The following is a 24,902-nucleotide window of genomic DNA, read 5'->3' as shown; positions in this document are numbered from 1 at the left end:
AGTGGGGGCCCAAAGTGCGAGTGGCGCTCAACCGGCCATGCCACTCGCCCGCTCGATGGCTTCGACGCGGCTGCGCATCGTCTTGCGATACCACAGCGTCCACAGCGCGAGTCCCGCGTAGATGCCGTAGCCGATAAAGGGCGACACGACGAGGAAGCGTTCGATCGGCCACGTCAGCGCCATCCACGCGCGTAGCGCGGTTTCGGCGGTCAGGCCGACGCCCCACACGAGCGTCATGGTTCGCATCGCGGGGGCGAGACCGGGGCGTTCGCGCCACAGCGCCTCGAAATGCGCGGCGCCGCCTTCCATTTCGCGCGCGACCGTCGCGCGCGCGAGGTAGAAGATCAGGGGACGGCGCATCGGCAGCGACAGCAGAAACACGACGCCGACCGCGCCGGATACCAGCGACTCGCGCAACAGCAGCATGCGCGGACTGCCGCCGAGCGCCATGGCCGCCACCGACAACACGATGCCCGCAACCACCATCACGCTGAGCGCATCGACGCGCCTGAAGCGCGCGAGCTCGATCGCGCTCCAGATGAGCGGCGGCACGGCGGACGCGATCAGCGCGCCGGTCTCGCCTACCCGCGGTAACGCGAGCCGGTAGGCCAGCCACGGCAGCAGAAAGTTGACCGCCAGTTCGAGCACGAAACCGGGACGGATTTTCATTTGAATTTACGCCGTAAGCGAAAGAGCCAGTATCGATGAACCGGTCGCGCCGACGCAACTGGTTTTTTTCGTAACGCGATGGCAAGCCGGCGCCGCCGAGCACTGCACCTGGCGCTCTGGCGTGCTCCGGCGACCTCGGGCATCTCGCGCCGAGCGCTTGTACACTGATGCATCTCTCTTCCCGACCGCCCATGACATCCCGCTACCCGATCCCGCCCAACGAAATCGAATTGACCGCCGTGCGCGCGCAAGGGGCGGGTGGGCAGAACGTCAACAAGGTATCGAGCGCGATCCACCTGCGTTTCGACGTGCGCGCCTCGTCGCTGCCGGAGGTGCTGAAGATGCGTCTGCTCGCGCTGTCCGACCATCGGCTCACGCGCGACGGCGTCGTGGTCATCAAGGCGCAGGAGCATCGAACCCAGGAGATGAACCGCGCGGCGGCGCTCGCGCGGCTCGATGAACTGATCGAAAGTGTCAGCGTGACCCGCAAGCATCGGGTCGCGACGCGGCCGACCCGCGCGTCGAACCTGCGGCGGCTCGACAGCAAGGCAAAGCGCAGCGAGGTGAAGTCGGGGCGCGGCCGCGTGCACGAGTAGCGGCGCGGTTCGCTAACGCTTCGCGCCGCGCCTGCCGGTGCGCACATCCGGCGGCGATGCCTCCGGCACGAAGTCGACGCACAGCACGTTCGTGCCGTCGCGCTCGAACGCGATCGCCGCGGTGTAGCAGTCCTGACCATCGGCGAGCGAATAATGCGGCCCCATCATCGCGACGCGGCCCGGCGCCGCGAGCGCGTGCCGGAAATACGCACGACGCGACCAGTTGCTGCGCGTCTCCGTATAGAGCGGCGCGAGCCGCTTCGGGGGCGGTGAGACGGAGGCTGCCGTCACCGAAGGCTGGGTCTGCTCCCCGTGGCCGTCGGTGAGGAATACACGGCGCGCTTCGGGCAGATGCCAGACTTTTTGCGCAGCCTGCTCGAGGTCGCCGGTCGCCTTGTAGGTGTCGGCGGCGGCCAGCACCGCTTCCGCGAAGCCCTCGAAGCCGAGCCGCTGGTGACCGGCGTGCGCGCGCTCGTAGTCGGCGAACTTGCTCCAGATCGACTCGACGAGCGCGGGCACCTTCGTGCAGGCGGCCCGCACGCTGCTCTTCGGCTGGCCGAACCAGAAGCCCTGCACGAAATCGACGTCGGCCTGCATCAGGATCATCAGCTCTTCATCGGTTTCGACGCCTTCGGCGAGCACCAGCGTGCCCGACTGATGCAGCATCGCGATCAGGTGGCTGATCATCGATTCGTCGCCCTCGCGCTTGCCCGCGCGCGCAACGAGCGAACGGTCGAGCTTGACGATGTCGGGGCGGAAGCGCCACACGCGGTCGAAGTTCGAGAAGCCGGTGCCGAAGTCGTCGATCGCAATCAGGAAATCGCGCGGCTGCGAGGCGGCGAGCATGCTGGCGACGGCGGATTCGTCGTCGGCGGGTTGCTCGAGCACTTCGATCACGATGCGCTCCTGCGGCAGCCCGAAATGCGCGGACAACTCGTCGATGAACGCGCGCTGCGGCCAGCCGGTCTCGAATACCTGCGGGCGCGTGTTCAAAAACAGCCACCCGGTGCTGATGCCTTGCTCCATGAAGTTCGCCACGTGCAGGCAGCGCGCGATGCGGTCGAGTTCGCGCGCTTCGGCGGCCGAGCGCGTGCCGGAGAACAGTACTTCGGGCGAGACGGGCAGGCCGACCGGATCGAACGCGCGCAACAGCCCCTCGTAGCCGACCACGCACTGATGCGTGACCGACAGCACCGGCTGGAACACGCTGTGCAATGTCAACGCGCGCCAGGTCGCGGTCCAGCCCGACTCGCCGCGGACCAGGTGCGGGAGCACGCCGCTCACGGTCAATTCGCTGACGGATGGCATAGAAGCGGGCATCAGAGCTGACATGGGATTGTTGCGGCAAGGGGTGAAGGGGCTCGCAAACCCATTCGGCGCGCAGCGCTCGCACACCCGAAGCGTCGCCGGGACGTCAGGAATGCGTCCCGCGAACGCGGAGGGCAGTACCAGCTACGCTGGACTCCGGCGAATTGGTCAAAATGAGTCTAGCAGTTTGCAGCGTGCATCAATGTGCGGGTTATCACAGAGGCATCAGCGCGAAAATTGTCCGCAAAACGGCTGCCAACGGCCGTGCGGCAACCCGTTGCGGTCATGCGCCGGAGTGTTTCGCGCGCTTGCCACGCGTGAAACCGATTCTCAATCGCAATCAGTTGCCGTACCACGCCGAGGGTAGCAGGGCGCCCAGTGGTCGCCCGCCAAACTCCAGGCGCCGACGGTGCACACGTATTAGTGCCGGTGCGGTGGCTGATGTGGCGGTTCGGGCAGCGGGCTTCGCACTGCTTCGCCGGGCGGATTCTGGCTTGACGCGACGGTGGTCCGGCATGGCGGCCAGAGGCGAGATTCGTGCGTCGCCAGGCTGGTTAGCGCCGTCGTCGGCAGGTTCAGCGACCGGCGGGTATGCTGCTCGTTTTCTTAAGGAGGAGATCAGGCATGGCGGAAATCGCGGTGGTCGCAATTTCGGTAGCGAAACCGGGGCACGAGGAGCTGTTGCGCGAGGCGCTCGAAGGCATCGTCGGGCCGACGCGCAAAGAAGCGGGTGTGCTGCAGTACGACTTGCACCGCGACGTGCAGGAGCCGCGCCGGTTCGTGTTCGTCGAGCGATGGGAAAGCCAGGACGCGCTCGCGGCGCATGCGAAATCCGCGCATATCCAGGCTTATAAGAAAGCGGCCGCGGATTGGATCGAGCACGCGGAGATTCGCGTAGTGTCGAAGATCGCCTGAGTCCGGGTGCGGGCGTCAGCGGCGCGCGGACAACACGCCGGCCAGGTGCGGCGGCACCGCGGCCGCCGGCGCGCCGTCAGCGATTAGTGAGTTGCTTGCGGGACATCGAGAATCAGGATGATGGTCCAGTCGGCGTCGCCGTCATGGTGATACTGACGCTCCGCGACGATGAACGGCTGCTGCTTGCCCGCCGGGCCGAGAAACAGCACGTCGCCTTCCATCGGCAGGCATTCGACGGGCGGCAGCGCGAGGTACGCTTCCTGACCGCCGCGCGGCATCAGTTTTTCGATCTTGCGAGATGCTGCTTCGGTCCATTCGATATCAAGCTGGATGTTGCTCATGCTGTCCTCCGCACCAGGGTGCGCACGGGTTAGGGGATGCCGGCGGCTCGCCGGTCGGTGCGCGACTTTAGCATACAGAATGCTGTGCGCCGGAGGCTTCGCCAGACCGGTGTGCGTTCGGAGGGCCTCGTCGGCAGCGAGCCGATCACGCAAATAAAAAAGCCGAAACCGGCGCTGCCGGCTTCGGCTTTTTCACCTTCACGACGAGGCCGCGAGGCGAGCTCCGCGAAGTCGCTCAGGTACCCGACGTATCCGCACCCTTCTTCGGATGATGCGGAGCCATCTTGTGATGCTTGGCCGGGGCGGCGGGTGCGCTTTCCATCGACTGCTCGCGGTTTTGCAAAGCTTGCGCACGCTGCTCGACGTCGGCGGCCTTGGCCGGATCGGTGCTCGTCGTGATGCCCTGGTCCTGCGCGTAAGCTGCGCCGGCCGCGGCACACAGGGAAACCAGGATCGCCATGGACACTTTCTTCATCGTTACCTCCATAGAGTGGTGGTGGACCCGAGTATTGCCCGTCCAGTGGGAAAGACAATTCATTCTATCGAGCAAACTCCGCTCCAGCCGATGGCTTTGTAACCGCGCTCAACATTTGTTACGTTTTGTAATGGCTTCGTCGATCTGCGAGAGCGGTCGGCCTACATCGTTCGTCAGAACCAGCCGATCGCGCGATACAGGTGAAACTGCGCGAGGCCGATCAGCTCATGCAACGCTATCTCCGCCGCCACGAGATTACCGAAGCGCGGCAACACGCCGAGCCGCACGCGCCGCGCGCTGGAAATCTGCGGCTGTGGCTCGACGCCGAAACGGCGAAAGTCGAGCAGCGCACGCGGCATGTGATACGCGGAAGTGACGAGTATCAACGTGTCGTAATGTGATTGGCCGACAATGACCGAGACGTTGCGCGCGTTCTCGTAGGTCGTGCGGCTGCTTTTCTCGAGCACGATGTCCGAGCGCGGCACCTGCTGGCGCAGCAGATAGGGCAGGTAGGTGTCGGCTTCCGTCGCGCTGTGCCGCTGAGGATTGCCGCCGCTCACGATCACCTGGCAGACGATCGCCGTGCGCTTGCAGGCCGCATAGTTCTGCGCGCTGACTTTGATGCGCGAAAGCACGTCGCGCGGTGGCACCAGCAAGTGGTCATGGTCGTAGATCGTGCCGCCGCCGAGCAGGATGATCGCGGTGCGTGGCGCGAAGGTCGCGGCCTCGGCGCTCTGTCGTTGCGGCTGCGCGAGATCGAGCAGTGGCGCGCTCAGCCAGCCGGCCGAGAGCAGCCAGAACAGCGCGATCGTGCAGACGATGAGCGGCCGTCGCGCACGTTTCCATAGCACGATTGCTGCAAAAAAAAGCGCTAATAAAGTGAATAGAATCAATTTAAATGGGGTAACGTATGTCTTTCGGGATAAATCCACGGGCCAGCCATCGCGCCGCGGCGGTCGCATCGTCGGTTCGGGGAGAGAACGCTAACATGCCGTTCTGACGGGGGTTCCGAAAACGAGACCAGGCAGCATCTGGCGGGAATCCGCTGTCGAACAGGCGGCGAGCTTCTGACCAGGAGCGGGTGCTACGCGCGTCGCCGGTGGCGCAGCGACGCGTGGGCATGAATGTGTCATAGCTGCACTTTAAGAAAGAAGTGAGATGACCACGTATTCCAACGAAGCGGTACTTGAAGCGCTGCGGCGAGCGCAATATCGCCAGGTTCCTTGGGCCAGAAGGCCGGGTGTCTTCCAATATCTTCGCGCGCTGGGGCTGATGGACACCGTTCGTCAGCGAACCGTCGCACCGGCGCCGGGCTTTCATGCCCCCGTCGACATCGCCGTGCTCACCGAACGCGGCAAAGCGGAGTTTGCGCGGCTCGAGCACGACGAGCGTCTGCTCACATGGACAGCGCAACGCATGAATGATTACGTTCTCGGCGCGGCTGAAACGCAGTCCGCGGCGACAGCCGAAGTCAGGCCTTAGCTCAAGGTTCATCGCTTATCTGAATCACTGTCCGCCCGGGCCTGTCACCCCCACGGCGGGCGGTCTCTACCGTCGGCCGGTCGCTGTGCGCGTCCGCGGGCGACTCTCGGCTTCCCCATCGACGATGCGGCGACGCGTTCCGCGCCGGCCGTTTGCCGTCGCGCGCCTGTCATGCCATCAACGCCACGGGGGCGAAAAAAAGCCCGTATCACGAGGATACGGGCATACCGGAATTACTACTGCCACGCTGTGCTAATGGCGTTGAGTCAGACTGGTGCCGCGTCCGGTGGTTCCCCGATCGTGCATACGGAATGCGAGAGACTTGGTGCCGCGCCGCACGACGCGCCATCCACGCGGCGACACACGACATCAACGCCGTCGCTGTTCCGCGCGCGGCGCATCGGGCCGTGCCCGCACATTGCTGGCGATATCGCCGCGCAGATCGCCTCGCGGCGTCGGCGGCGTGAAGTCGCGATTGTGGGCCTCGCTTTGCTGCCACGCTTCCAGCGTAGCCTGACGGTCCGGGCGCCAGTTCCACCCTTGCGGGCGTTGTTGGGCAAATGCCGGCGCGGCCATCGATGAAATCGCAATGCCGCACAACAGCAGTGACATTGGTTTCATTCCGAAATCCCCCTCAACCTCGAGCCTGTTGGCTCAAGGCCTGTTTGCATAAGTATTAAGTTATGCCGGGGTAAGAAAGGATGCTGTAATTAATAGTAAATGGATGTTTCACCCGGAGCTATCGGGCAGTTTGCGAATCTGAGGCAGAGAGCAATGATCACTCTGGCGGCCGTGCGGATGGCGCGCCGAAAGTGGGCGCGAAACCAGGGGCGTCCCGCGGCGCCCGTCAAATGCTGGCGGGCCGTGGCGTGCACGCAATCGAGAATAAGGCGGCTGGATAAAAAACCGGGCGCCCCCAGGCGCCCGGTGACAACGTAGTTTCGCGTCAGGCCATCTTGACCGGCGCGCGCCACGATTCCGGATTGGTCCAGAACGCGCCGCGCATACGGTCGCGGCTCGGTGGTGCCGGGGGTTTCGCGGCCGTTGCGCCGATCCTGCCGCGCAACGAGATTTCACGGCCGCTGGTGCCGAGCCGCTTCACAATTTCAGCGAGCGTGCCATCGGCCTGCCACTCGTCGAAACGCCGGCGGCAAGTCGGCGGGGACGGATAGCGGCCCGGCAGCTTGGACCAGCCTTCGCCCGTCGACAACACCCAAAGTACGGCGTTGACCACCGCCCGAGCTTCCACGCGCGGTCGACCGCGCCGTTCGCTGCGCGCCGGCTCGGCACAGAACAAAGCCTCGACCAGCGCCCACTCGTTATCTCTCAAATCGTCGAACAGCATCATGTATCACCTCAGCGAAGCTAACTCCGGTGCGCTGCCCCGCGCCGCGCACTCTTCATACACTCGATAGGCGAGTGCCAAAGGGGACGGGCTTGCCACGGATTGCCATTTCAGTCGGAAATCATGGCGCCGACCCTGCGCGTCTCATAACGCACGAAGTGTGCCAATTTGATATCGATTGCCTGAAAGCCCCGTGGCGGCGGGCCAACGCGGGCGCCAACCAGGGCCGTATATGAATCCAAAAAGCCCATCTCGCAAATCGGGACAATCACCAATCTTGTGCAGATGGGCCCGGCCAGCGGGCGTTCGCGCCTTTTTGCTGCATCCCGATGCCCGTTGTGACCGGCGCTATGCCGCGCGGATTTAACCTACAATGTGCATTAAATTGCCTTATTGATGAGGTCAACAAATGAATGTCACGCTGCGACAGCTCAGGGTTTTCATCGAGGTTGCGCGCTTGCAAAGCTTCAGTCGGGCCGGCGATGAAATCGGCCTCACACAGTCGGCGGTCAGTCGTTGCGTGCGCGAGCTCGAAGGCGAAATCGGCCTGAAGCTCATCGATCGCACGACGCGCGAAGTGCAACTAACCGACGTCGGCGGCAATCTGGTGTCGAGCGTGTCGCGGCTGCTGTCGGATCTCGACGACGCGTTGCGCGAGATCCGCGAAATCGGCGAGCAGCGCCGTGGACGCGTGGTGGTCGCGGCGAGCCCGACCGTTGCGTGCCGGCTGATGCCGCGCGTGGTCGCATCGTGCGGGCAGCAGTTTCCTTATGTGACGCTTGGCTTGCGCGACGACGTGCAAAGCGACGTGGTGCGCAAGGTGAAGTCGGGTGAAGTGGACTTCGGCGTGATCATCGGTCCGTTCTCCGACGACGACCTGCTCAGCGAAACGCTGATGACCGACTCGTTCTGCATCGTGTCGCGTGACGATCACCGGCTCGCCGCGCGCAAACAGGTTACGTGGAAGGACCTCGACGGTGAGCAATTCGTGATGCTCGACTATGCGTCCGGCAGCCGCCCACTCATCGACGCCGTGATGCAGGCGCAGGGCGTGAACGCCACCGTGGTGCAGGAACTCGGCCATTCGGCGACGGTGTTCGGGCTTGTCGAGGCGGGCGTCGGCATCAGCGTGCTGCCGTGGCTCGCGCTGCCGCTGCCGGCGGGGGCGTCGCTGGTCGCGCGTCCGCTGGTGCCGCGCGCGGAGCGCCGCGTCGAGTTGGTGCGGCGGCGCGACCGGTCGCTGTCGCCCGCGGCCGAGGCGGTGTGGGATCTGATCCGGCAGTTGCCCGGGCGGGCCGAGGAGTTGAATTAACGGGCGGGATCGTGTGCGGTCTGTCCGACTGGTGGAGGCGGTGGACCTGTCGGTGGACCTGTAGGCCTGGCCCGCCGCCCACCCGGCGTCTGCTTCGCCGCTGTCCGGTCACCCGGCGCGCTAAACTACCGCCGTCATCGCGCACGCCTTCGCGGTTGCGCCCAGAGCCCCTTATCCTCCACCCTCCCGGAAGCCTCGATGAGCGAATTGGACCTGCCCGTGCCCTCCATCCCGAATGCGCGCGACGCCGTGCGCGCGCTGCGTCCATCACAAATCCGGGAAGTCGCGAACGCCGGTTTCGGCGTCGGCGACGTGCTGCCGTTCTGGTTCGGCGAGTCCGACCGCGTCACACCCGCATTCATCCGCGACGCCGCGAGCACCGCGCTCGCCGCCGGCGCAACGTTTTACACACACAACCTCGGCATCGCGCCGTTGCGCGCAGCGCTCGCGGGCTATGTCAGCGAGCTGCATGGCGCAACGTCACTGGAGCACATCGCGGTCACGAGCGCGGGCGTCAACGCGCTGATGCTCGCCGCGCAACTGGTGGTCGGCGCCGGTGACCGGGTCGTTGCGGTGACACCGCTATGGCCGAATCTGGTCGAGATTCCGAAGATTCTCGGCGCGCATGTCAAAACCGTCGCGCTCGGCTACGGTGAACGCGGTTGGGCGCTCGACGTCGGGCAATTGCTTGCCGCGCTGACACCCGACACGAAGATGCTGATGATCAACTCGCCGAACAATCCGACCGGCTGGGTGATGAATCGCGACGACCAGCGCACCGTGCTCGAACACTGCCGGCGGCACGGTATCTGGATCGTCGCTGACGAGGTCTACGAGCGGCTCTACTATCCCGCTGATGACGCGGCGCAGGCGGCCGGCGCGCGCACGGCGCCTTCGTTTCTCGATCTCGCGACGCGCGACGAACGCGTGATCTGCGTGAATTCGTTTTCGAATGCCTGGCTGATGACCGGGTGGCGGCTTGGCTGGATCGTCGCCCCGGACGCGTTGATGGATGACCTGGCGAAGCTGGTCGAGTACAACACGTCATGCGCGCCGTCGTTCGTGCAGCAGGCGGGCATCGCGGCGCTCGAACAGGGCGAGCGCTTTACGCAGGAGCTGGTGCGCGACCTGAGGAGCTCGCGTGATCATCTGGTGCGCGCGCTGTCGACAGTTCCCGGCGTCGACGTGAAGGCTCCGTTGGGCGCGATGTATCTGTTCTTCGCGATGCCGGGCTCGACGCGCAGTCTCGATTTGTGCAAGGCGATGGTGCGTGAGGTCGGGCTCGGCGTGGCACCGGGCAGCGCGTTCGGGCCGCAAGGCGAGGGGTTCGTGCGCTGGTGTTATGGGTGCGATACGGCGCGGCTCGATGCGGGCGTCGAGCGCTTGATGCGGTTTCTGGCGCGCCACGCCGGCGCGTGAGCGCATGGCGTCGCGTGTCCGTCGCGGATTGTCCTGGCGCGCCGCAAGCGGCGAAAGGCCGCGAATCGTGGAAATCTTCTCATTGGCGACCCCGTCCCGGCGAGCGCGGGCACACTGGTCGCCGCCGCGGCAGAAGATGCACGGAGGATCGCGGCTTTACGCCCCGGTCGTTTTTGCGTAATATGGCGCTCAGTTCACGCGAATCCCTTCAGGATATCGCCGCTCCGTCCGGCTGGGTCTGGCTCGATAAGTCTGTTCGCCACCCCCCGGTGCGTGCTCCCATCAATATGACCGATCAGAATCGGGCGAGCGCGTCTTCAGTTCCACATCGTCTGTTTGATCCGGTTCTTTGACCACAGGGTCTGACCTAGCTGCATGAATACCCAAGAGGCGAAGATCGTCCTCGAGACTGCCTTGATCTGCGCGCAGGAGCCGTTAAAGCTCGGCGAATTGCGCAAGCTCTTTGCCGACGGCGTGTCGGCAGACACTGTTCGGACTTTGCTCGAAGACCTGAAGCGGGACTGGTCCGGGCGCGGTGTGGAGTTGGTCGGGCTGGCGTCGGGCTGGCGGTTTCAAAGCAAGCCCGCGATGCGTACGTATCTGGATCGACTGCATCCGGAAAAACCGCCGAAATATTCGCGCGCGGTGCTCGAAACTCTCGCGATCATTGCCTACCGGCAACCGGTGACGCGGGGCGATATCGAAGAAATTCGCGGTGTGACGGTGAATACGCAGGTCGTCAAGCAGCTCGAGGATCGCGGCTGGATCGAGGTGATCGGTCATCGCGACGTGCCGGGGCGTCCAGCGCTATATGCGACCACGCGTCAGTTTCTCGACGACCTTGGCCTAACAGCGCTCGACGAATTGCCGCCGCTGGCCGATCCGTCCGCGCAACTGAACGCGGATCTGCTGGGTCAGCACGCAATCGAATTTGCCGAAGGCGACGAGCATCGCGTGCCGCAGCCGGATCAGGATGCAGGACTCGACACGGCGGGTGACGCGGGCGAGCCGGCTTCGCCGGAAGCGGGGCAGCAGTCGGCGTCGGGATTTGCAGCAGCGCCGCCCGAGACCGTAGCCGCGTCGACGTTCGAGTCGGAGCCCCGTGCAGAAGCGACTGGGCAGTCCGGCACGACGAATGCGTCAAGTGCATCAGACGCGTCGAGCGCGCCGCACGACGCGCAACAACAGCCAGAACCGGCACCCACGGCAACGCAGACCAGCGTCGCCGGTTCGGCACAGCATCAAGCTCCGGTCACCCCGACCGATCCGGCAACACCCGCGCACGACTCGGGCGTGGCTCGCAATACGGAGCACGCCGCCGAGCCGAACCCGATCGAGGCGGCGCACGACGGTCCCGAGGACCGCCGGGATGCCGCGCAGGACGCAGGTTTTCTGACCGACGACGAAACCGAGTCGCGCAGCGCCTGACGTAACCGAACTTTTTTGCCGCGCCCGCAACGGGCGCGCGCGACCTGACATTTTGAGGTTGTTTTGACACATACCCACGACACCGATTCGTCCGAATCCGAGCGCCCCGTGCCGTCGGCGCGGACCGACGAACGCACTACGCAAGCGTCGGCAGGCGAGGGCGAGCGCCTGGCTCACGGCGCGGAAGCAGAAGGCGAAGAGCGACCCCGCCGCGGTCTGCGTCGCGGGCCGCGCAGCCTGATCGCGCGACGCCGCGCCGGCGCGAAGACAAAGGCAGCCGAGGGCGCGCCGGTCGTCGCCGAAACACCGCCGGACGGCGAGGTTGGCGCCCAGGCGCGTGCGCCGCGCAAGGACGCGGGCGCGAAACAGGGCGGACGTCGCAATGCCGGCGGCGCGGCGAAGCGCGAGGGCGCGTCGCGCGAAGGCCAGCGCGAGCGTCAGCCGCGCGAAGGTCAACGTGAGGGCCAGCGCCAGAATCGACGCGGCGCCGATGCGGCCGCGGCTACCGAATCGGCTCAGGACGATCTGTTCTCGTACGTGACGTCGCCTGCATTCGATGCCGACAACACCACGACTGGCGGCGTACGCGCGCCGATGTTGCGCCGTGGCAAGGCAGCGGGCCCGAAGCGGGTGTTGTCGCCCGATGACGACGCGCCGAAGCTGCATAAGGTGCTCGCCGAGGCGGGCATGGGCTCGCGCCGCGACATGGAAGAGCTGATCATCGCCGGCCGCGTGTCGGTGAACGGCGAGCCGGCGCACATCGGCCAGCGCATCATGCCGACCGATCAGGTCCGCATCAACGGCAAGCCGGTCAAGCGCAAGCTCGCCAGCAAGCCGCCGCGCGTGCTGCTGTACCACAAACCGACCGGCGAAATCGTCAGCCACGCGGACCCGGAAGGCCGTCCATCGGTGTTCGACAAGCTGCCGCCGATGAAAACCGCCAAGTGGGTTGCGGTCGGGCGTCTCGACTTCAACACCGAAGGTCTGCTGATGCTGACCACATCGGGCGATCTCGCGAACCGCTTCATGCATCCGCGCTATAGCGTCGAGCGCGAATATGCGGTGCGTGTCGTCGGCGAACTGGCCGAGGGTATGCGCCAGAAACTGCTGCACGGCGTCGAACTCGAGGACGGCCCGGCGAACTTCCTGCGCATCCGCGATGGCGGCGGCGAAGGCACTAATCACTGGTACCACGTCGCGCTCGCCGAAGGGCGGAATCGCGAAGTGCGCCGCATGTTCGAGGCGGCCGGCCTGATGGTCAGCCGGCTGATCCGCACGCGTCATGGCCCGATCTCGCTGCCGCGTGGTCTGAAGCGCGGCCGCTGGGAAGAGCTCGAGGACAATCAGGTGCGCGCGCTGATGGCCTCGGTCGGCCTGAAGGCGCCGACCGAGGAACGCGGTAGCCGCAATGCGGCGCCGGAGCGTCGTCAGCCGGATCCGATGCAGACGTCGATGGGCTTCATCAGCCGCGAGCCAGTGCTGATGTCGCATAGCCGCTTCGAGCAGCAGCCGCGCGGCCAGGGCCGCCGCGGCGCGGCGGGCGGCGGCTTCGGCGCGGGCATGGGGAGCGGCGCTGGTTTCGGTGCCGGCGCAGGCAATCGTGGCAGCGGGGGGCAGCGCGGCCGCGACGTCGACGGCAATCGCGCGCCGTCGCCCAACGGCAATCGTGCGCGCACGGGCGGCAAGCGTGCTGGCCCGGCCGGCAACAGCGGCGGCAATCGCGGGCCGGGTGGAAATCGTGGCGGCAACACCAACCGCGCCGGTGGTAACGCGGGTCCGGATGGCGCGAATCGTGGTGGTGGCACGGCGCGCGGTCGCTCGCGGGGCCGTTAAGCGGGGCGCTGTACCGATGCGGTCATTCCCTTCGGTGCAGTTCGTACGACCTGCAAGGGCACGGCTCCTTCAGACGGCTTGTTCGGCAAACGCGACGCACGTCAATGCGGAGTGCTTGCCGGACGAGCCGTTTTTTGTTCTTGCCGGTTTGATGCCGCCTCTCTTTTGCTGCGTTCATGCGAGCGGCTTTCCGATGCGTCAAACTCCATGCGAGACGGCGCCGAATGCCATAAGCACGATTCACCGCAACGCGCTGAGGTAACCTGTCCGGGTCCCTTTCCGCACGGCTCGCGCGACCTTGCAAAACCCCGGATTTGCCGCCACATTGTCGAAAGATTCCTATCAAATCAAGCGGAAATGCGCATCGCCCGTCGTTCTGCAGATTGCCTTTGGGCCGGAAAATGGCTACAATCGCGAAGTCGCTGGGCGTACGGTTTCATGTGCGGCTCAGGTGCGACCACCGGCAATAAGATGATGGGCGTTCAGCCCATTTTTTTTTTGCCGCTCAGTTCATCGTGGTTCGGCATCTCGGGTTCGCACCAACGTGCGCCGGCTTGGCGCGCGGCCCGCATTGGTTGTTTGCAGAAGAGGCGAGGCTCGCTGCGCGAACATCTAAGAGGGCACTGTGCAACTGACGGAACTGATTGAAACCACGGTCGTGGGACTCGGCTACGAGCTCGTCGATCTCGAGCGCACCGGGCGCGGCATGTTGTGTATCTATATCGACCAGCCAGCCGGCATCGCAATCGAAGACTGCGAGAAAGTCACGCGTCAGCTCCAGCACGTTCTGACGGTCGAAAATATCGATTACGAGCGGCTCGAAGTTTCGTCGCCCGGTCTCGACCGCCCGCTGAAAAAACTGGCGGATTTTGAACGTTTCGCGGGCAGCGAAGCGGTTATCACACTGAAAAAGCCATTGGACGGTCGGAAATCGTACCGGGGTATTTTGCATGCTCCGCAGGGCGAGACGATCGGTCTGGAATTTGAAGGAAAAGAAGGCGCCGCGATGCTCGATTTCACGCTCGCGGACATGGACAAGGCGCGCCTTGTTCCGAAAGTTGACTTTAGGAGCCGCAAACAATGAGTCGCGAAGTGTTGATGCTGGTGGATGCGCTGGCACGCGAGAAGAATGTCGACAAGGACGTGGTATTTGCCGCGCTCGAAGCGGCTCTCGCTTCGGCCTCCAAGAAACTCTTCGAAGAAGATGCGGATATCCGCGTCCACATCGACCGTGAAAGCGGCGAGCACGAAACGTTTCGCCGCTGGAAAGTGGTGCCGGACGAAGCCGGTCTGCAGGAGCCGGATCAGGAAATCCTGCTGTTCGAGGCGCGCGAGCAGCAGCCCGACATCCAGCTGGACGAGTTCATCGAGGAGCCGGTGCCGTCGATCGAATTCGGCCGTATCGGCGCGCAGGCCGCCAAGCAGGTGATCCTGCAGAAGGTGCGCGATGCCGAGCGCGAGCAGATCCTGAACGACTTCCTCGAGCGCGGCGAACACATCATGACCGGCTCGGTGAAGCGCCTCGACAAGGGCAACTTCATCGTCGAGTCGGGCCGCGTCGAGGCGCTGCTGCGCCGCGACCAGCTGATCCCGAAGGAAAACCTTCGCGTGGGCGACCGCGTGCGCGCGTATATCGCGAAGGTCGACCGCACCGCGCGTGGTCCGCAGATCGAGCTGTCGCGTACGGCGCCGGAATTCCTGATGAAGCTGTTCGAGATGGAAGTGCCGGAAATCGAGCAGGGCCTGCTCGAGATCAAGGCGGCGGCTCGCGATCCGGGTGTGCGCGCGAAGATCGGCGTGGTCGCTTATGACAAGCGCATCGATCCGATCGGCACCTGCGTCGGTATTCGCGGCTCGCGTGTGCAGGCAGTGCGCAACGAGCTCGGTGGCGAAAACGTCGACATCGTGCTATGGTCGGAAGACCCCGCCCAGTTCGTGATCGGCGCGCTCGCGCCGGCAGCCGTGCAGTCGATCGTCGTCGATGAAGAAAAGCATTCGATGGACGTCGTCGTCGACGAGAACGAACTCGCGGTCGCGATCGGCCGCAGCGGCCAGAACGTGCGACTTGCCAGCGAGCTCACCGGTTGGCAGATCAACATCATGACGCCGGACGAATCTGCGCAGAAGCAGAATCAGGAGCGCGGCGTCCTGCGTGACCTGTTCATGGCGCGTCTCGATGTCGACGAGGAAGTCGCCGACATCCTGATCGACGAAGGCTTCACGAGCCTGGAAGAGATCGCCTACGTGCCGCTCAACGAAATGCTCGAAATCGAGGCATTCGACGAAGACACCGTTCACGAACTGCGCAACCGCTCGCGCGACGCGCTGTTGACGATGGCGATCGCGAACGAAGAAAAGGTCGAGAATGTAGCGCTCGACCTGAAGAGCCTGGACGGCATGGACGCCGACCTGCTCGCGAAACTGGCCGAACATCAGATCCAGACGCGCGACGAACTCGCCGAGCTGGCCGTGGATGAACTGGTCGAGATGACCGGAGTGGAAGAGGATGCCGCTAAGGCGTTGATCATGAAAGCACGTGAACACTGGTTCCAGTGAGAAATGACCATGGCGCACTAAATTGAACGCGGCCGTTAGGCCGCATGACACGATGCTAACCGCAAGGAATCGGTCCTTGCATTAAGAGGAATGAATGGCGAGTAACAACGTAGCCCAATTTGCCGCGGAACTGAAAATGCCTGCAGGCGTGCTGCTCGAGCAGCTGCAGGCGGCGGGCGTCACAAAAGCGAGCGAAGACGACAACCTGTCCGAGGCGGACAAGGCGCGTCTGCTCGACCACTTGCGCAAGTCTCACGGCTCGACTGACGCGGACAAGCGCAAGATCACGCTGACGAAACGGCATACGTCGGAAATCAAGCAGTCCGATGCGACGGGCAAAGCTCGCACCATTCAGGTCGAGGTGCGCAAGAAGCGCACGTTCGTCCGCCGCGACGAGACCGTCGCGGAAGGCGGGGATGCATCGAATCATGTGGCCGAAAGCGCGGACGTCGAAGATCTCGAACTGCAGCGTCGTGAGGAAGAAGCACGTCACGAAGCCGAGCTGCTGGAAAAGCAGGCGCAGGAGCTGAAGGCGCGTCAGGAACAGCTCGAGCGCGAAGAGGCCGAGCGTCAGGCGCGCGAGCAGGCTGCGGAAGCCGAGCGTCAGCGCGCGGAAGAAGAAGCGAAGAAGCGCGCAACGGCGGCGGCCGAGGCGGCGGCTCGAGAGAAGGCCCAGCAGGCGGCCGCGCAAGCGGCAGCGCCGGCCGCCGCGAAGTCGAGCGAGCAGGACGACCAGCGCGCGGCAGCTGAACGCGCAGCGCAACGCGAAGCCGCGAAGAAAGCGGAAGACGCCGCGCGTGTCGCGGCCGAAAAGGCGCGCGCCGAACAGGAAGAAATCGCCAAGCGCCGCGCGGCAGCCGAGGCCGAAGCGCGCGCGATTCGCGAAATGATGAACACGCCGCGCAAGGCGCAGGTGAAGGCGCCGGAACCGGCACCGAAGCCCGTTGAGCCGGCCAAGGCGGCCGAAGCCAAGGGTACGCTGCACAAGCCGGCGCGTCCGGCTGGCGAAGCACCGGCTCGCCCGGCAGCCAGGAAGCCGGCAGCCGCGGCTCCGGCACCCGCAAGCGCTCCGTCCGCGGGCGACAAGAAGAAGCCCGGCGCCGGCGGCAAGGGCGGCGGCAACTGGCAGGACGACGCAGCGAAGCGCCGCGGCATCAAGACGCGCGGCGATTCGAGCGGCGGCGTCGATCGCGGCTGGCGCGGCGGTCCGAAGGGTCGTGGCAAGCATCAGGAGCAGACCACTACGTTCCAGGCGCCGACCGAACCGATCGTGCGTGAAGTGCACGTACCGGAAACCATCACGGTGGCGGATCTCGCGCACAAGATGGCGGTGAAGGCTTCGGAAGTCATCAAGGTGATGATGAAGCTCGGCCAGATGGTCACGATCAACCAGATGCTGGACCAGGAAACGGCGATGATCATCGTCGAGGAACTGGGCCACCGTGCGCTCGCGGCGAAGCTGGACGATCCGGAAGCCATGCTGGTCGAAGGCGAAGCGAGCGATGCCGAAGCGCTGCCGCGTCCGCCGGTCGTTACCGTGATGGGTCACGTCGACCACGGCAAGACCTCGCTGCTCGACTACATCCGCCGCGCTAAGGTTGCGGCAGGCGAAGCGGGCGGTATTACGCAGCACATCGGCGCTTACCACGTGGACACGCCGCGCGGCGTGATCACGTTCCTCGACACGCCGGGTCACGAAGCCTTTACGGCGATGCGTGCCCGCGGTGCGAAGGCGACCGACATCGTGATTCTGGTGGTGGCCGCCGACGACGGCGTGATGCCGCAGACAAAGGAAGCGATTTCCCACGCGAAGGCTGGCGGCGTGCCGCTCGTCGTCGCGATCAACAAGATCGACAAGCCGGAAGCGAATCCGGAGCGCGTGAAGCAGGAACTCGTCACGGAAGGCGTCGTGCCGGAAGAGTACGGCGGCGACTCGCCGTTCGTGCCGGTGTCGGCGAAGACCGGCGCGGGCATCGACGATCTGCTCGAAAACGTGCTGCTGCAGGCCGAAGTGCTGGAATTGAAGGCACCGGTCGAATCGCCGGCCAAGGGCCTCGTGATCGAAGCGAAGCTCGACAAGGGCAAGGGTCCGGTTGCAACGATCCTCGTCCAGTCGGGTACGCTGAACCGTGGCGACGTCGTGCTGGCAGGCAGCGCCTACGGTCGCGTGCGGGCCATGCTCGACGAAACCGGGAAGCCGACCAAGTCCGCGGGTCCGTCAATCCCGGTCGAAATCCAGGGTCTGTCGGAAGTGCCGCAGGCAGGCGAAGAAGTGATCGTGATGCCGGACGAGCGCAAGGCGCGTGAAGTAGCGCTGTTCCGTCAGGGTAAGTTCCGCGACGTCAAGCTCGCCAAGCAGCAAGCCGCGAAGCTCGAGACCATGCTCGAGCAGATGGGCGAAGGCGAAGTGCAGTACATGCCGCTCATCGTCAAAGCCGACGTGCAGGGTTCGCAGGAAGCGCTGGTGCAGTCGCTGCAGAAACTCTCCACCGACGAAGTGCGCGTGCAGATCGTGCATGGCGCGGTCGGCGGCATCAGCGAGTCGGACGTCAACCTCGCGACGGCGTCGAAGGCGGTCATCATCGGCTTCAACACCCGCGCGGATGCGCAGGCTCGCAAGCTCGCGGAAGCCAATGGCGTCGATATCCGCTACTACAACATCATCTACGACGCCGTGGATGACGTGAAGGCGGCGATGTCGGGCATGCTGGCGCCGGAGAAGCGCGAAGTCGTGACGGGCACGGTCGAAGTGCGCCAGGTCTTCAAGGTACCGAAGGTCGGCACGGTGGCGGGCTGTATGGTCACGGACGGTTTCGTCAAGCGCTCGTCGTCGGTGCGCGTGCTGCGCAACAACGTCGTCATCTTCACGGGCGAGCTCGATTCGCTCAAGCGCTTCAAGGACGACGTGAAGGAAGTCCGTCAGGGTTTCGAGTGCGGTATGTCGATCAAGAACTTCAACGATATCGTCGAAGGCGATCAGTTCGAAGTCTTCGAGGTCACCGAAGTCGCGCGTACGCTGTAATCCACGCGACACGGCACAACGGGCGGAACGGGCTTGACGCCCGCTCCGCCCGTTGTTTTTGAGCCCGCTGCGTCGAGTTTGTCGCTGGCTTCGTTGCCGCGTTCGTCGCAAATGGACTCTCGCTGGCCGCGGCGAGCGCGACGCCGTTGTATCGAACGGATAACGAACACAGCTCGCGCGAACCAATTTTTGCATCCGTTATAGCGGAGCACTTAACACCATGCCTAAGAAACGTACTACTCCCAATCGCAACGTGCAGATCGCCGATCAGATCCAGCGCGACCTGGCCGAGCTGCTGCGCGAGGTCAAGGATCCGCGCATCGGCATCGTCACGTTTCAGAGCGTCGAGCTGACACCCGACTACGCGCACGCGAAGGTCTACTTCACGACGCTGACGGGCGACCCGCAGCAGACGCTCGAAGCGCTGACGCACGCGGCCGGCCATCTGCGCAATCTGCTGTTCAAGCGCCTGCATATCCATACGGTGCCGACGCTGCATTTCCACTACGACAAGACGATCGAGCGCGCCGTAGAGATGTCGCGGTTGATCGACGAGGCAAATTCCACGCGCGCGAAAGACGACTGAGGGTCTGCCATGCCGTCGCGTTCCATGTAGCGCGCGGCGCCGTTTTTCGTGTTTCCCGAACGTTCTGCCTCCCTCGACATGACCGCACCTCAACGCCCCCGCGTGCCGCGTCGCGCGCTCGACGGTGTGCTGCTCCTCGACAAGCCGCTCGGCCTGTCGAGCAACGACGCGCTGGTTCGCGCGAAACGTCTCTATCTGGCGAAAAAGGCGGGCCACACCGGCACGCTCGATCCGCTCGCTACCGGCTTGCTGCCGCTGTGTTTCGGCGAGGCGACCAAGTTTTCGCAAGACCTGCTCGAAGCCGACAAGACCTACGAGGCCACGATGCGCCTCGGCATCCGCACGACCACCGGCGATGCCGAGGGCGAGGCGCTCGACATCCGCGCCGTCGACTGCGACGAAGCGGCGGTGCGGGCGGCCTTGCCGAGATTCATCGGCGAGATCGTTCAGGTTCCGCCGATGTACTCGGCGCTCAAGCGCGACGGCAAGCCGCTGTATGAGTACGCGCGCGCCGGCCAAACGGTCGAGCGCGAAGGGCGGCAGGTGACGATTCACGCGCTCGAGCCGATTGCGTGCGCGCTGCCGGATGTCACGTTTCGCGTGACGTGCAGCAAGGGCACGTACGTGCGCACGCTTGCCGAGGATATCGGCGAGGCGCTCGGCTGCGGCGCGCATCTGGTCGCGCTGCGCCGTACGGGCGTCGGCGCGCTGACGCTCGATCATTCGGTCACGCTCGATGCGTTGAGCGACGCGACCCTACCCGAACGCGACGCATGGCTGCAACCGGTCGACGCGTTGCTGTCGACGTTCCCGCAGGTCACGCTGAACGACGACGACACGCGTCGCTTCTTGCACGGCCAGCGCCTGAAGCTGTCGTCGTTGACGATCGCCGCCGATGCCGTGAATGCCCCGCGGGTAAGGGTGTACTCGGCGCAAGGGCGGCTTCTGGGGGTCGCGAAACCGGGCGAAGGCGTGCTCGCACCCGAACGTCTGGTCGTGACGACGGAGAGCTAAAGGCCGCCGTTTTGCCAGCACGGCGCAGACAATAAAAAAGCGGGAACGCCATCGTGCGATCCCGCTTTTTTATGCCCTACAGTGGAGCGGGTCGAACTCAAGCAACACCGCGAACAACCCACTCAATGCGCCGCGGCCGCCGCCGCTCCCGAGTCACCACCCGCCCGTTCCGGCCGCGTGATCCAGATCAGCGCGATCAGCGCGACAAAAATACCGGCCGAAATGAAGAACAGATCGTTCACGCCGAGTTGCGCCGCCTGCTGCGTGACCATGGTATTGAAGAGACCATAGGTCTGCTGTTGATCCAGGCCCGCTGCGCCCATCTGATGAATCGACTGACCAAACACCGGGTTGTAAGCGTTGGCCTGCTCGGTCAGTTGGGCGTGATGCATGATCGTGCGGTGATCCCACGCGGTCTGGAAAATCGACGTGCCGATACCGCCGCACATGATCCGCACGAAGTTCGACAGCCCCGAGGCCGCCGGAATCCGATGGCCCGGCAAGCCCGACAGCGTGATCGACACGAGCGGAATGAAGAAGCCGGCCATGCCGATTCCCTGAATCAGCGTCGGCAGCATCAGTGAGTATGTATCGACGCCCGTCGTATAGCGCGAGCGCATCCAGAAACACAGCGCGAAAATCAGGAACGACAGCGTCGCGATATAGCGCGGATCGGTGCGCGGCAACACCTTGCCGGTGATCGGCGACAACAGGATCGCGAACACGCCGACGGGCGCCATCACGAGTCCCGCTTCGGTCGCGGTGTAGCCGATATCGGTCTGCAGCCACAGCGGCAACAGCACGAGATTGCCGAAGTAAAGCCCATAGCCGATCGACAACGCGATCGTGCCGCCGGTGAAGTTACGCCGGCTGAACAGCGACAGGTCAACCACCGGATGCTCGGCCGTCAGCTCCCACACGATGAAAAACGCGAGCGCGATCACCGCGACGAGCGCTAGCACGACGATCGTCGTCGACGAGAACCAGTCAAGGTCCTTGCCCTTGTCGAGCATGACCTGAAGCGAGCCGACCCAGACGATCAGAAGACCGAGGCCGACGCCGTCGATTGGCGCCCTCTTGATCACCGAGTCGCGGTTGCGGAAGATCATCCACGTCGCGGCGGCCGCGACCGCGCCGACCGGAATGTTGACGTAGAAGATCCACGGCCACGAGATGTTGTCGGAAATCCAGCCGCCGAGAATTGGACCGGCAACCGGCGCGATCAGCGTGGTCATCGCCCACATCGATAGCGCCATTGGCGCCTTTGCGCGCGGATAGCTCGCGAGCAGCAGCGTCTGCGACAGCGGGATCATCGGGCCGGCCACCGCGCCTTGCAGCACGCGCGACGCGAGCAGGAACGGCAGGTTCGGCGACAGCCCGCACATCCATGACGACAGCACGAACAGCACGATGGACGCCATGAACAGCCGCACCTGGCCGATGCGGTCGGTGAGCCAGCCGGTCAGCGGTACCGAGATCGCGTTGGCCACCGCGAACGACGTGATCACCCAAGTGCCCTGGTCGGACGACACGCCGAGGTCGCCGGAAATCGACGGGATCGACACGTTGGCGATCGACGTGTCCAGCACGTTCATGAACACGGCGAGCGACACCGCGATGGTGCCGATCACCAGTTGCGCGCCCTCGAGCGGCGGGTGAGGGACTTGCGCCTGAGCCTGAGCCATTAAAAGAGCCTTCTAGGAATCGTCGGGCGGAGCCTTAGCTCTTGTGGGCTGCCGGTTTCGTGGCGGCCGCGGCGCTCGCCGCGGTCGACTTCTGCGCGCCGCCGTTCGCGTTCTGGCCAGCGTTTTCCGCGATGATGCGCGCGATTTCAGCGTCGGCTTCCGCGCCGTACTTGTCGAAGACGTTGGTCTGGTAAGCCGTGGACGGCGCCTGACCGAGCTGGCCGCCGGTGTCGTCCTTGATGTTCACGTCAGCCTGCATCGACAGGCCGATACGCAGCGGATGCTTCTCCAGTTCCTGCGGATCGAGCGAAATACGCACCGGCAGACGCTGCACGACCTTGATCCAGTTGCCGGTCGCGTTCTGCGCGGGCAGCAGCGAGAACGCCGAGCCCGTGCCGGCCGAGAAGCCGATCACCTTGCCGTGATAGGGCACCGCCGAGCCGTAGACGTCGGCCGTCAGTTCGACCGGCTGGCCGATGCGCATGTGCTTCAGTTGCACTTCCTTGAAGTTCGCGTCGACCCACACGTCGTGCAGCGGCACGATCGCCATCAGCGGCGTGCCCGGCGATACGCGCTGGCCGACCTGCACAGAGCGTTTCGCGACATAGCCGGTGACCGGCGCGGGCAGCGTATTGCGAGCGTGGTTCAGGTACGCGTCGCGCAGCTTCGCGGCGGCGGCCTGCACGTTCGGGTGATTGGCGATCGTGGTGTTCGCGGTCAGCGCGCGGTTGGCCGCGAGTTGCTGTTTGGCGGCGTCGAGCGCGGCTTGTGCGCTCTTCACGGCGTCGCGTGCGTGCGAGATTTCTTCCTGCGATACCGCGCCGGTCTGCGCCACCGTCATCCGGCGCTTCAGGTCGTCCTGGGCTCGCGACAGGTCGGCCTGGCTCGCTGCGACCCGCGCTTCGTACTGGCTGTCGTCGGCGAACAGGCCACGCACCTGGCGCACCACCTGCGCAAGATTGGCCTCGGCCTGTTCGAGCGCGACGCGCGCGTCGGCCGGGTCGAGCACGACGAGCGGGTCGCCGGCCTTGACGACCTGGGTGTCGTCCGCATTGACCGCGATCACGGTGCCCGTGACCTGCGGCGTGATCTGCACGACGTTGCCGCTCACGTAGGCGTCGTCGGTGTCTTCATGGAAGCGTGCGTCGAGGAAGTAGTACAGGCCGTACGCGACCGCGGCAATCAGGATCACGATGACGAGCAGCGTCATCATGCGCTTGCGTTTGCCGTTGTTGGCCGCTTGCGGTGGAGTGGCGGGCTGCTGGGGGGTGCTCATTGATGTGCTCCGGGTTCTTTTGAACGTCGTCGTTTATTCGGGTGTTCGTGTGTATGCGTGTGGGTTGGCGCGGGCGGTCTCGCTCAGTTCGCGGCGGTGCTCGTGGCGCGGTTCGCGGCGTTGGCCGATGCGGGAGCATCGGTCGGCACGACGAGACCGGTCTGGGTCGCGTCGAAGCCGCCGCCCAGTGCCTTGATCAGGCCGATCTGCAGACTGCGGCGGCGCATCTGCAGACCGGTGACCGTCTGCTCGGCGGCGAGGCGGTTGTCGTCCGCGGTCAGCACCTGCAGTTGCGGCGACAACCCGGCCTTATAGCGGATCACGGCGAGCTGGTACGCCTTGCTCGACGCCTCGAGCGCGCGCTGGGCGTCGCCTTCCTGGCGGTCGATCGAGCGGATCGACGACACCTGCGTGGACACGTCCTGCAGCGCGTTGATCAGCGTCTGGTTGTAGTTCGCGACGTCGCCCTCGAAGTCGGCGTAGCGGCCCTTCAACTGCGCGCGCAACGCGCCGGCGTCGAAGAGCGGCAGATGGATCGCTGGGCCGAACTGGATCTGACGGCTCGACGAGGTCAGGAAACGGCCCCAGCCGAAGGCGTCGAAGCCGAAGCCGGCCGCGAGATTCACGTCCGGAAAGAACTCGGCTTTCGCTTCCTTGACGTCGTGCATCGCGGCCTCGACCTGCCAGCGCGCGGCGACGATGTCCGCGCGACGCGCCACGAGGTCGGCCGGGATGTTGTCCGGCAGCGCGACCACGTTGCCGCCGGTGAGCACCGGCTTGTCGATCTGCAGGCCACGGTCCGGGCCTTTGCCGAGCAGCGCGCCCAACTGGTAGCGCACGACGGTGATCTGGCCGTCGAGGTCGGTCAGGTTCGACTGGCTCGTCGCGATGTTGCCGGCGGCGGTCTGCTTCTCGACGTTGGTGTCGAGACCGGCCGTCACGCGGTTATCCGTGATACGGCCGACGTCCTGGCGGTTCGCGATTTCACGCGCGGCGATGTCGCGGAACGCATACAGTTGCGCGAGCTGGTTGTAGGTGCTCGCGACCGACGCGGCGAGCGTCACGCGCGCCTGCTGCATGTCGGCTTCGGCGGCTTTCTGCTGCGATACGGCCTGGCCGAGGCGCTGACGATTCTTGCCCCACAGGTCGAGATCCCACGACGCGCTCGCGAGCACGTTGTTCTCGCTAAACCAGCTGCCGCCGAACGGAGGCGGGAAGAGGGCGTTCGCCGAGTACAGTTCGCGGGTCCACGAATAGCTTAATTCGGCCTTCGGGAACAGCGCCGAGCGCGAGCTTTCGATATACGACGAAGCCTTCGCGAGCCGCGCCTGCGCCTGGGCGATCGACGGGCTGCCCTCGAGCGCTTCCGCGATCAGCTTCGGCAGTTGCGGGTCCCCGAACTGGTTGGCCCAGTCGAGCGATGGCCACTGGCCGCCCTCGTTGGGCAGACTCTGCGTCGACTCATACTGCGTCGGCGAGGCGATCTGCTTGTCGCTCTTGACGCCGATGTAGTTCGCGCAGCCTGTGAGGGCGAGCGCCGTCACCGCGGCGGCGACAGCAGCCCGGCTCGACAGCGCGGGCGCGGACAGGGGAAGGGATTTCATCGCTCGACTCTTCTTTGAGTGGAATGTATTGATGGA

General features: G+C 65.0%; 22 protein-coding genes. 12 read left to right on the top strand and 10 right to left on the bottom strand.

Annotation, left to right across the window (positions count from 1 at the left end; genetic code table 11):
- Positions 1 to 27 precede the first annotated feature (27 nt).
- Positions 28 to 669 carry a VC0807 family protein gene (locus tag QFZ91_RS09155; RefSeq protein ID WP_176378010.1) on the bottom strand — a complete coding sequence of 214 codons (642 nt, stop codon included), beginning with the start codon at positions 667 to 669 and terminating at the stop codon, positions 28 to 30.
- Between the two features lie 191 nt (positions 670 to 860).
- Between QFZ91_RS09155 and arfB the strand changes: the two genes are divergently transcribed.
- Complete coding sequence (gene arfB, locus QFZ91_RS09150) at positions 861 to 1,265, top strand: alternative ribosome rescue aminoacyl-tRNA hydrolase ArfB (protein WP_013089140.1); 405 nt, start codon at positions 861 to 863, stop codon at positions 1,263 to 1,265.
- Between the two features lie 12 nt (positions 1,266 to 1,277).
- Here arfB and QFZ91_RS09145 read toward each other — a convergent pair whose 3' ends face one another.
- On the bottom strand, positions 1,278 to 2,573 hold the full coding sequence (locus tag QFZ91_RS09145) for a sensor domain-containing phosphodiesterase (protein WP_176120123.1): 1,296 nt from the start codon (positions 2,571 to 2,573) through the stop codon (positions 1,278 to 1,280).
- A 624-nt stretch (positions 2,574 to 3,197) separates the two neighbouring features.
- Here QFZ91_RS09145 and QFZ91_RS09140 point away from each other — a divergent pair.
- Complete coding sequence (locus tag QFZ91_RS09140; RefSeq protein ID WP_176108925.1) at positions 3,198 to 3,488, top strand: putative quinol monooxygenase; 291 nt, start codon at positions 3,198 to 3,200, stop codon at positions 3,486 to 3,488.
- An 83-nt stretch (positions 3,489 to 3,571) separates the two neighbouring features.
- Here QFZ91_RS09140 and QFZ91_RS09135 read toward each other — a convergent pair whose 3' ends face one another.
- The 3 genes from QFZ91_RS09135 to QFZ91_RS09125 form a co-directional block, all read right to left on the bottom strand.
- The gene (locus tag QFZ91_RS09135; RefSeq protein WP_008923870.1) at positions 3,572 to 3,829 is read right to left on the bottom strand and encodes a hypothetical protein; all 258 of its coding nucleotides are present in this window, start codon (positions 3,827 to 3,829) and stop codon (positions 3,572 to 3,574) included.
- A gap of 235 nt (positions 3,830 to 4,064) precedes the next feature.
- The gene (locus QFZ91_RS09130; protein ID WP_018432260.1) at positions 4,065 to 4,304 is read right to left on the bottom strand and encodes a hypothetical protein; all 240 of its coding nucleotides are present in this window, start codon (positions 4,302 to 4,304) and stop codon (positions 4,065 to 4,067) included.
- Between the two features lie 173 nt (positions 4,305 to 4,477).
- Complete coding sequence (locus QFZ91_RS09125) at positions 4,478 to 5,197, bottom strand: YdcF family protein (protein WP_429567039.1); 720 nt, start codon at positions 5,195 to 5,197, stop codon at positions 4,478 to 4,480.
- A gap of 265 nt (positions 5,198 to 5,462) precedes the next feature.
- Here QFZ91_RS09125 and QFZ91_RS09120 point away from each other — a divergent pair, with 265 nt between their 5' ends.
- Positions 5,463 to 5,786 carry a hypothetical protein gene (locus QFZ91_RS09120; RefSeq protein ID WP_176378009.1) on the top strand — a complete coding sequence of 108 codons (324 nt, stop codon included), beginning with the start codon at positions 5,463 to 5,465 and terminating at the stop codon, positions 5,784 to 5,786.
- A gap of 369 nt (positions 5,787 to 6,155) precedes the next feature.
- On the opposite strand, the gene QFZ91_RS09115 is transcribed toward QFZ91_RS09120, so the two are convergent.
- Positions 6,156 to 6,407: a hypothetical protein gene (locus tag QFZ91_RS09115; RefSeq protein WP_429567038.1), complete on the bottom strand. Its 252-nt coding sequence runs from the start codon at positions 6,405 to 6,407 to the stop codon at positions 6,156 to 6,158.
- 325 nt (positions 6,408 to 6,732) lie between these two features.
- Positions 6,733 to 7,134, bottom strand: a complete 402-nt coding sequence (locus QFZ91_RS09110) for a transposase (protein WP_013089147.1) — start codon at positions 7,132 to 7,134, stop codon at positions 6,733 to 6,735.
- A 406-nt stretch (positions 7,135 to 7,540) separates the two neighbouring features.
- Between QFZ91_RS09110 and QFZ91_RS09105 the strand changes: the two genes are divergently transcribed.
- The 9 genes from QFZ91_RS09105 to truB all read left to right on the top strand — a co-directional run bounded on the left by QFZ91_RS09105 (position 7,541) and on the right by truB (position 20,301).
- Positions 7,541 to 8,443, top strand: a complete 903-nt coding sequence (locus QFZ91_RS09105; RefSeq protein WP_429567037.1) for a LysR substrate-binding domain-containing protein — start codon at positions 7,541 to 7,543, stop codon at positions 8,441 to 8,443.
- Between the two features lie 198 nt (positions 8,444 to 8,641).
- Positions 8,642 to 9,862, top strand: coding sequence for a pyridoxal phosphate-dependent aminotransferase (locus QFZ91_RS09100; protein ID WP_429567036.1), 1,221 nt, complete (start codon positions 8,642 to 8,644; stop codon positions 9,860 to 9,862).
- 375 nt (positions 9,863 to 10,237) lie between these two features.
- A complete protein-coding gene (gene scpB / locus QFZ91_RS09095) occupies positions 10,238 to 11,290 on the top strand; it encodes an SMC-Scp complex subunit ScpB (protein ID WP_429567035.1) in 1,053 nt (350 codons plus the stop codon).
- 63 nt (positions 11,291 to 11,353) lie between these two features.
- Positions 11,354 to 13,123, top strand: coding sequence for a 23S rRNA pseudouridine(2605) synthase RluB (rluB, locus tag QFZ91_RS09090; protein ID WP_429567034.1), 1,770 nt, complete (start codon positions 11,354 to 11,356; stop codon positions 13,121 to 13,123).
- 625 nt (positions 13,124 to 13,748) lie between these two features.
- Positions 13,749 to 14,207 (top strand): ribosome maturation factor RimP, encoded by a 459-nt coding sequence (gene rimP, locus QFZ91_RS09085; protein WP_006052964.1) that lies wholly within the window; start codon positions 13,749 to 13,751, stop codon positions 14,205 to 14,207.
- Positions 14,204 to 15,679, top strand: coding sequence for a transcription termination factor NusA (gene nusA / locus QFZ91_RS09080; protein WP_176378004.1), 1,476 nt, complete (start codon positions 14,204 to 14,206; stop codon positions 15,677 to 15,679). The genes rimP and nusA overlap by 4 nt, the downstream gene beginning before the upstream one ends.
- Positions 15,680 to 15,773: 94 nt before the next feature.
- Positions 15,774 to 18,701: a translation initiation factor IF-2 gene (infB, locus tag QFZ91_RS09075; RefSeq protein WP_429567033.1), complete on the top strand. Its 2,928-nt coding sequence runs from the start codon at positions 15,774 to 15,776 to the stop codon at positions 18,699 to 18,701.
- Positions 18,702 to 18,921: 220 nt separating this feature from the next.
- Positions 18,922 to 19,287: a 30S ribosome-binding factor RbfA gene (rbfA, locus tag QFZ91_RS09070; RefSeq protein WP_008922231.1), complete on the top strand. Its 366-nt coding sequence runs from the start codon at positions 18,922 to 18,924 to the stop codon at positions 19,285 to 19,287.
- A gap of 78 nt (positions 19,288 to 19,365) precedes the next feature.
- Positions 19,366 to 20,301, top strand: coding sequence for a tRNA pseudouridine(55) synthase TruB (truB, locus tag QFZ91_RS09065; protein WP_429548708.1), 936 nt, complete (start codon positions 19,366 to 19,368; stop codon positions 20,299 to 20,301).
- A gap of 122 nt (positions 20,302 to 20,423) precedes the next feature.
- Here the strand turns inward: truB and QFZ91_RS09060 are convergent, their stop codons facing one another.
- The 3 genes from QFZ91_RS09060 to QFZ91_RS09050 all read right to left on the bottom strand — a co-directional run bounded on the left by QFZ91_RS09060 (position 20,424) and on the right by QFZ91_RS09050 (position 24,866).
- Positions 20,424 to 21,986, bottom strand: coding sequence for a DHA2 family efflux MFS transporter permease subunit (locus tag QFZ91_RS09060; protein ID WP_368717251.1), 1,563 nt, complete (start codon positions 21,984 to 21,986; stop codon positions 20,424 to 20,426).
- Positions 21,987 to 22,020: 34 nt separating this feature from the next.
- Positions 22,021 to 23,262: an EmrA/EmrK family multidrug efflux transporter periplasmic adaptor subunit gene (locus QFZ91_RS09055; protein WP_429567032.1), complete on the bottom strand. Its 1,242-nt coding sequence runs from the start codon at positions 23,260 to 23,262 to the stop codon at positions 22,021 to 22,023.
- 83 nt (positions 23,263 to 23,345) lie between these two features.
- Positions 23,346 to 24,866 (bottom strand): efflux transporter outer membrane subunit, encoded by a 1,521-nt coding sequence (locus QFZ91_RS09050; protein ID WP_429567031.1) that lies wholly within the window; start codon positions 24,864 to 24,866, stop codon positions 23,346 to 23,348.
- Positions 24,867 to 24,902: the final 36 nt, after the last annotated feature.

It is taken from the genome of Paraburkholderia sp. JPY419 (assembly GCF_050435705.1).
Classification (GTDB): domain Bacteria; phylum Pseudomonadota; class Gammaproteobacteria; order Burkholderiales; family Burkholderiaceae; genus Paraburkholderia; species Paraburkholderia youngii.
This window is presented reverse-complemented; position numbering and strand designations above follow the sequence as displayed.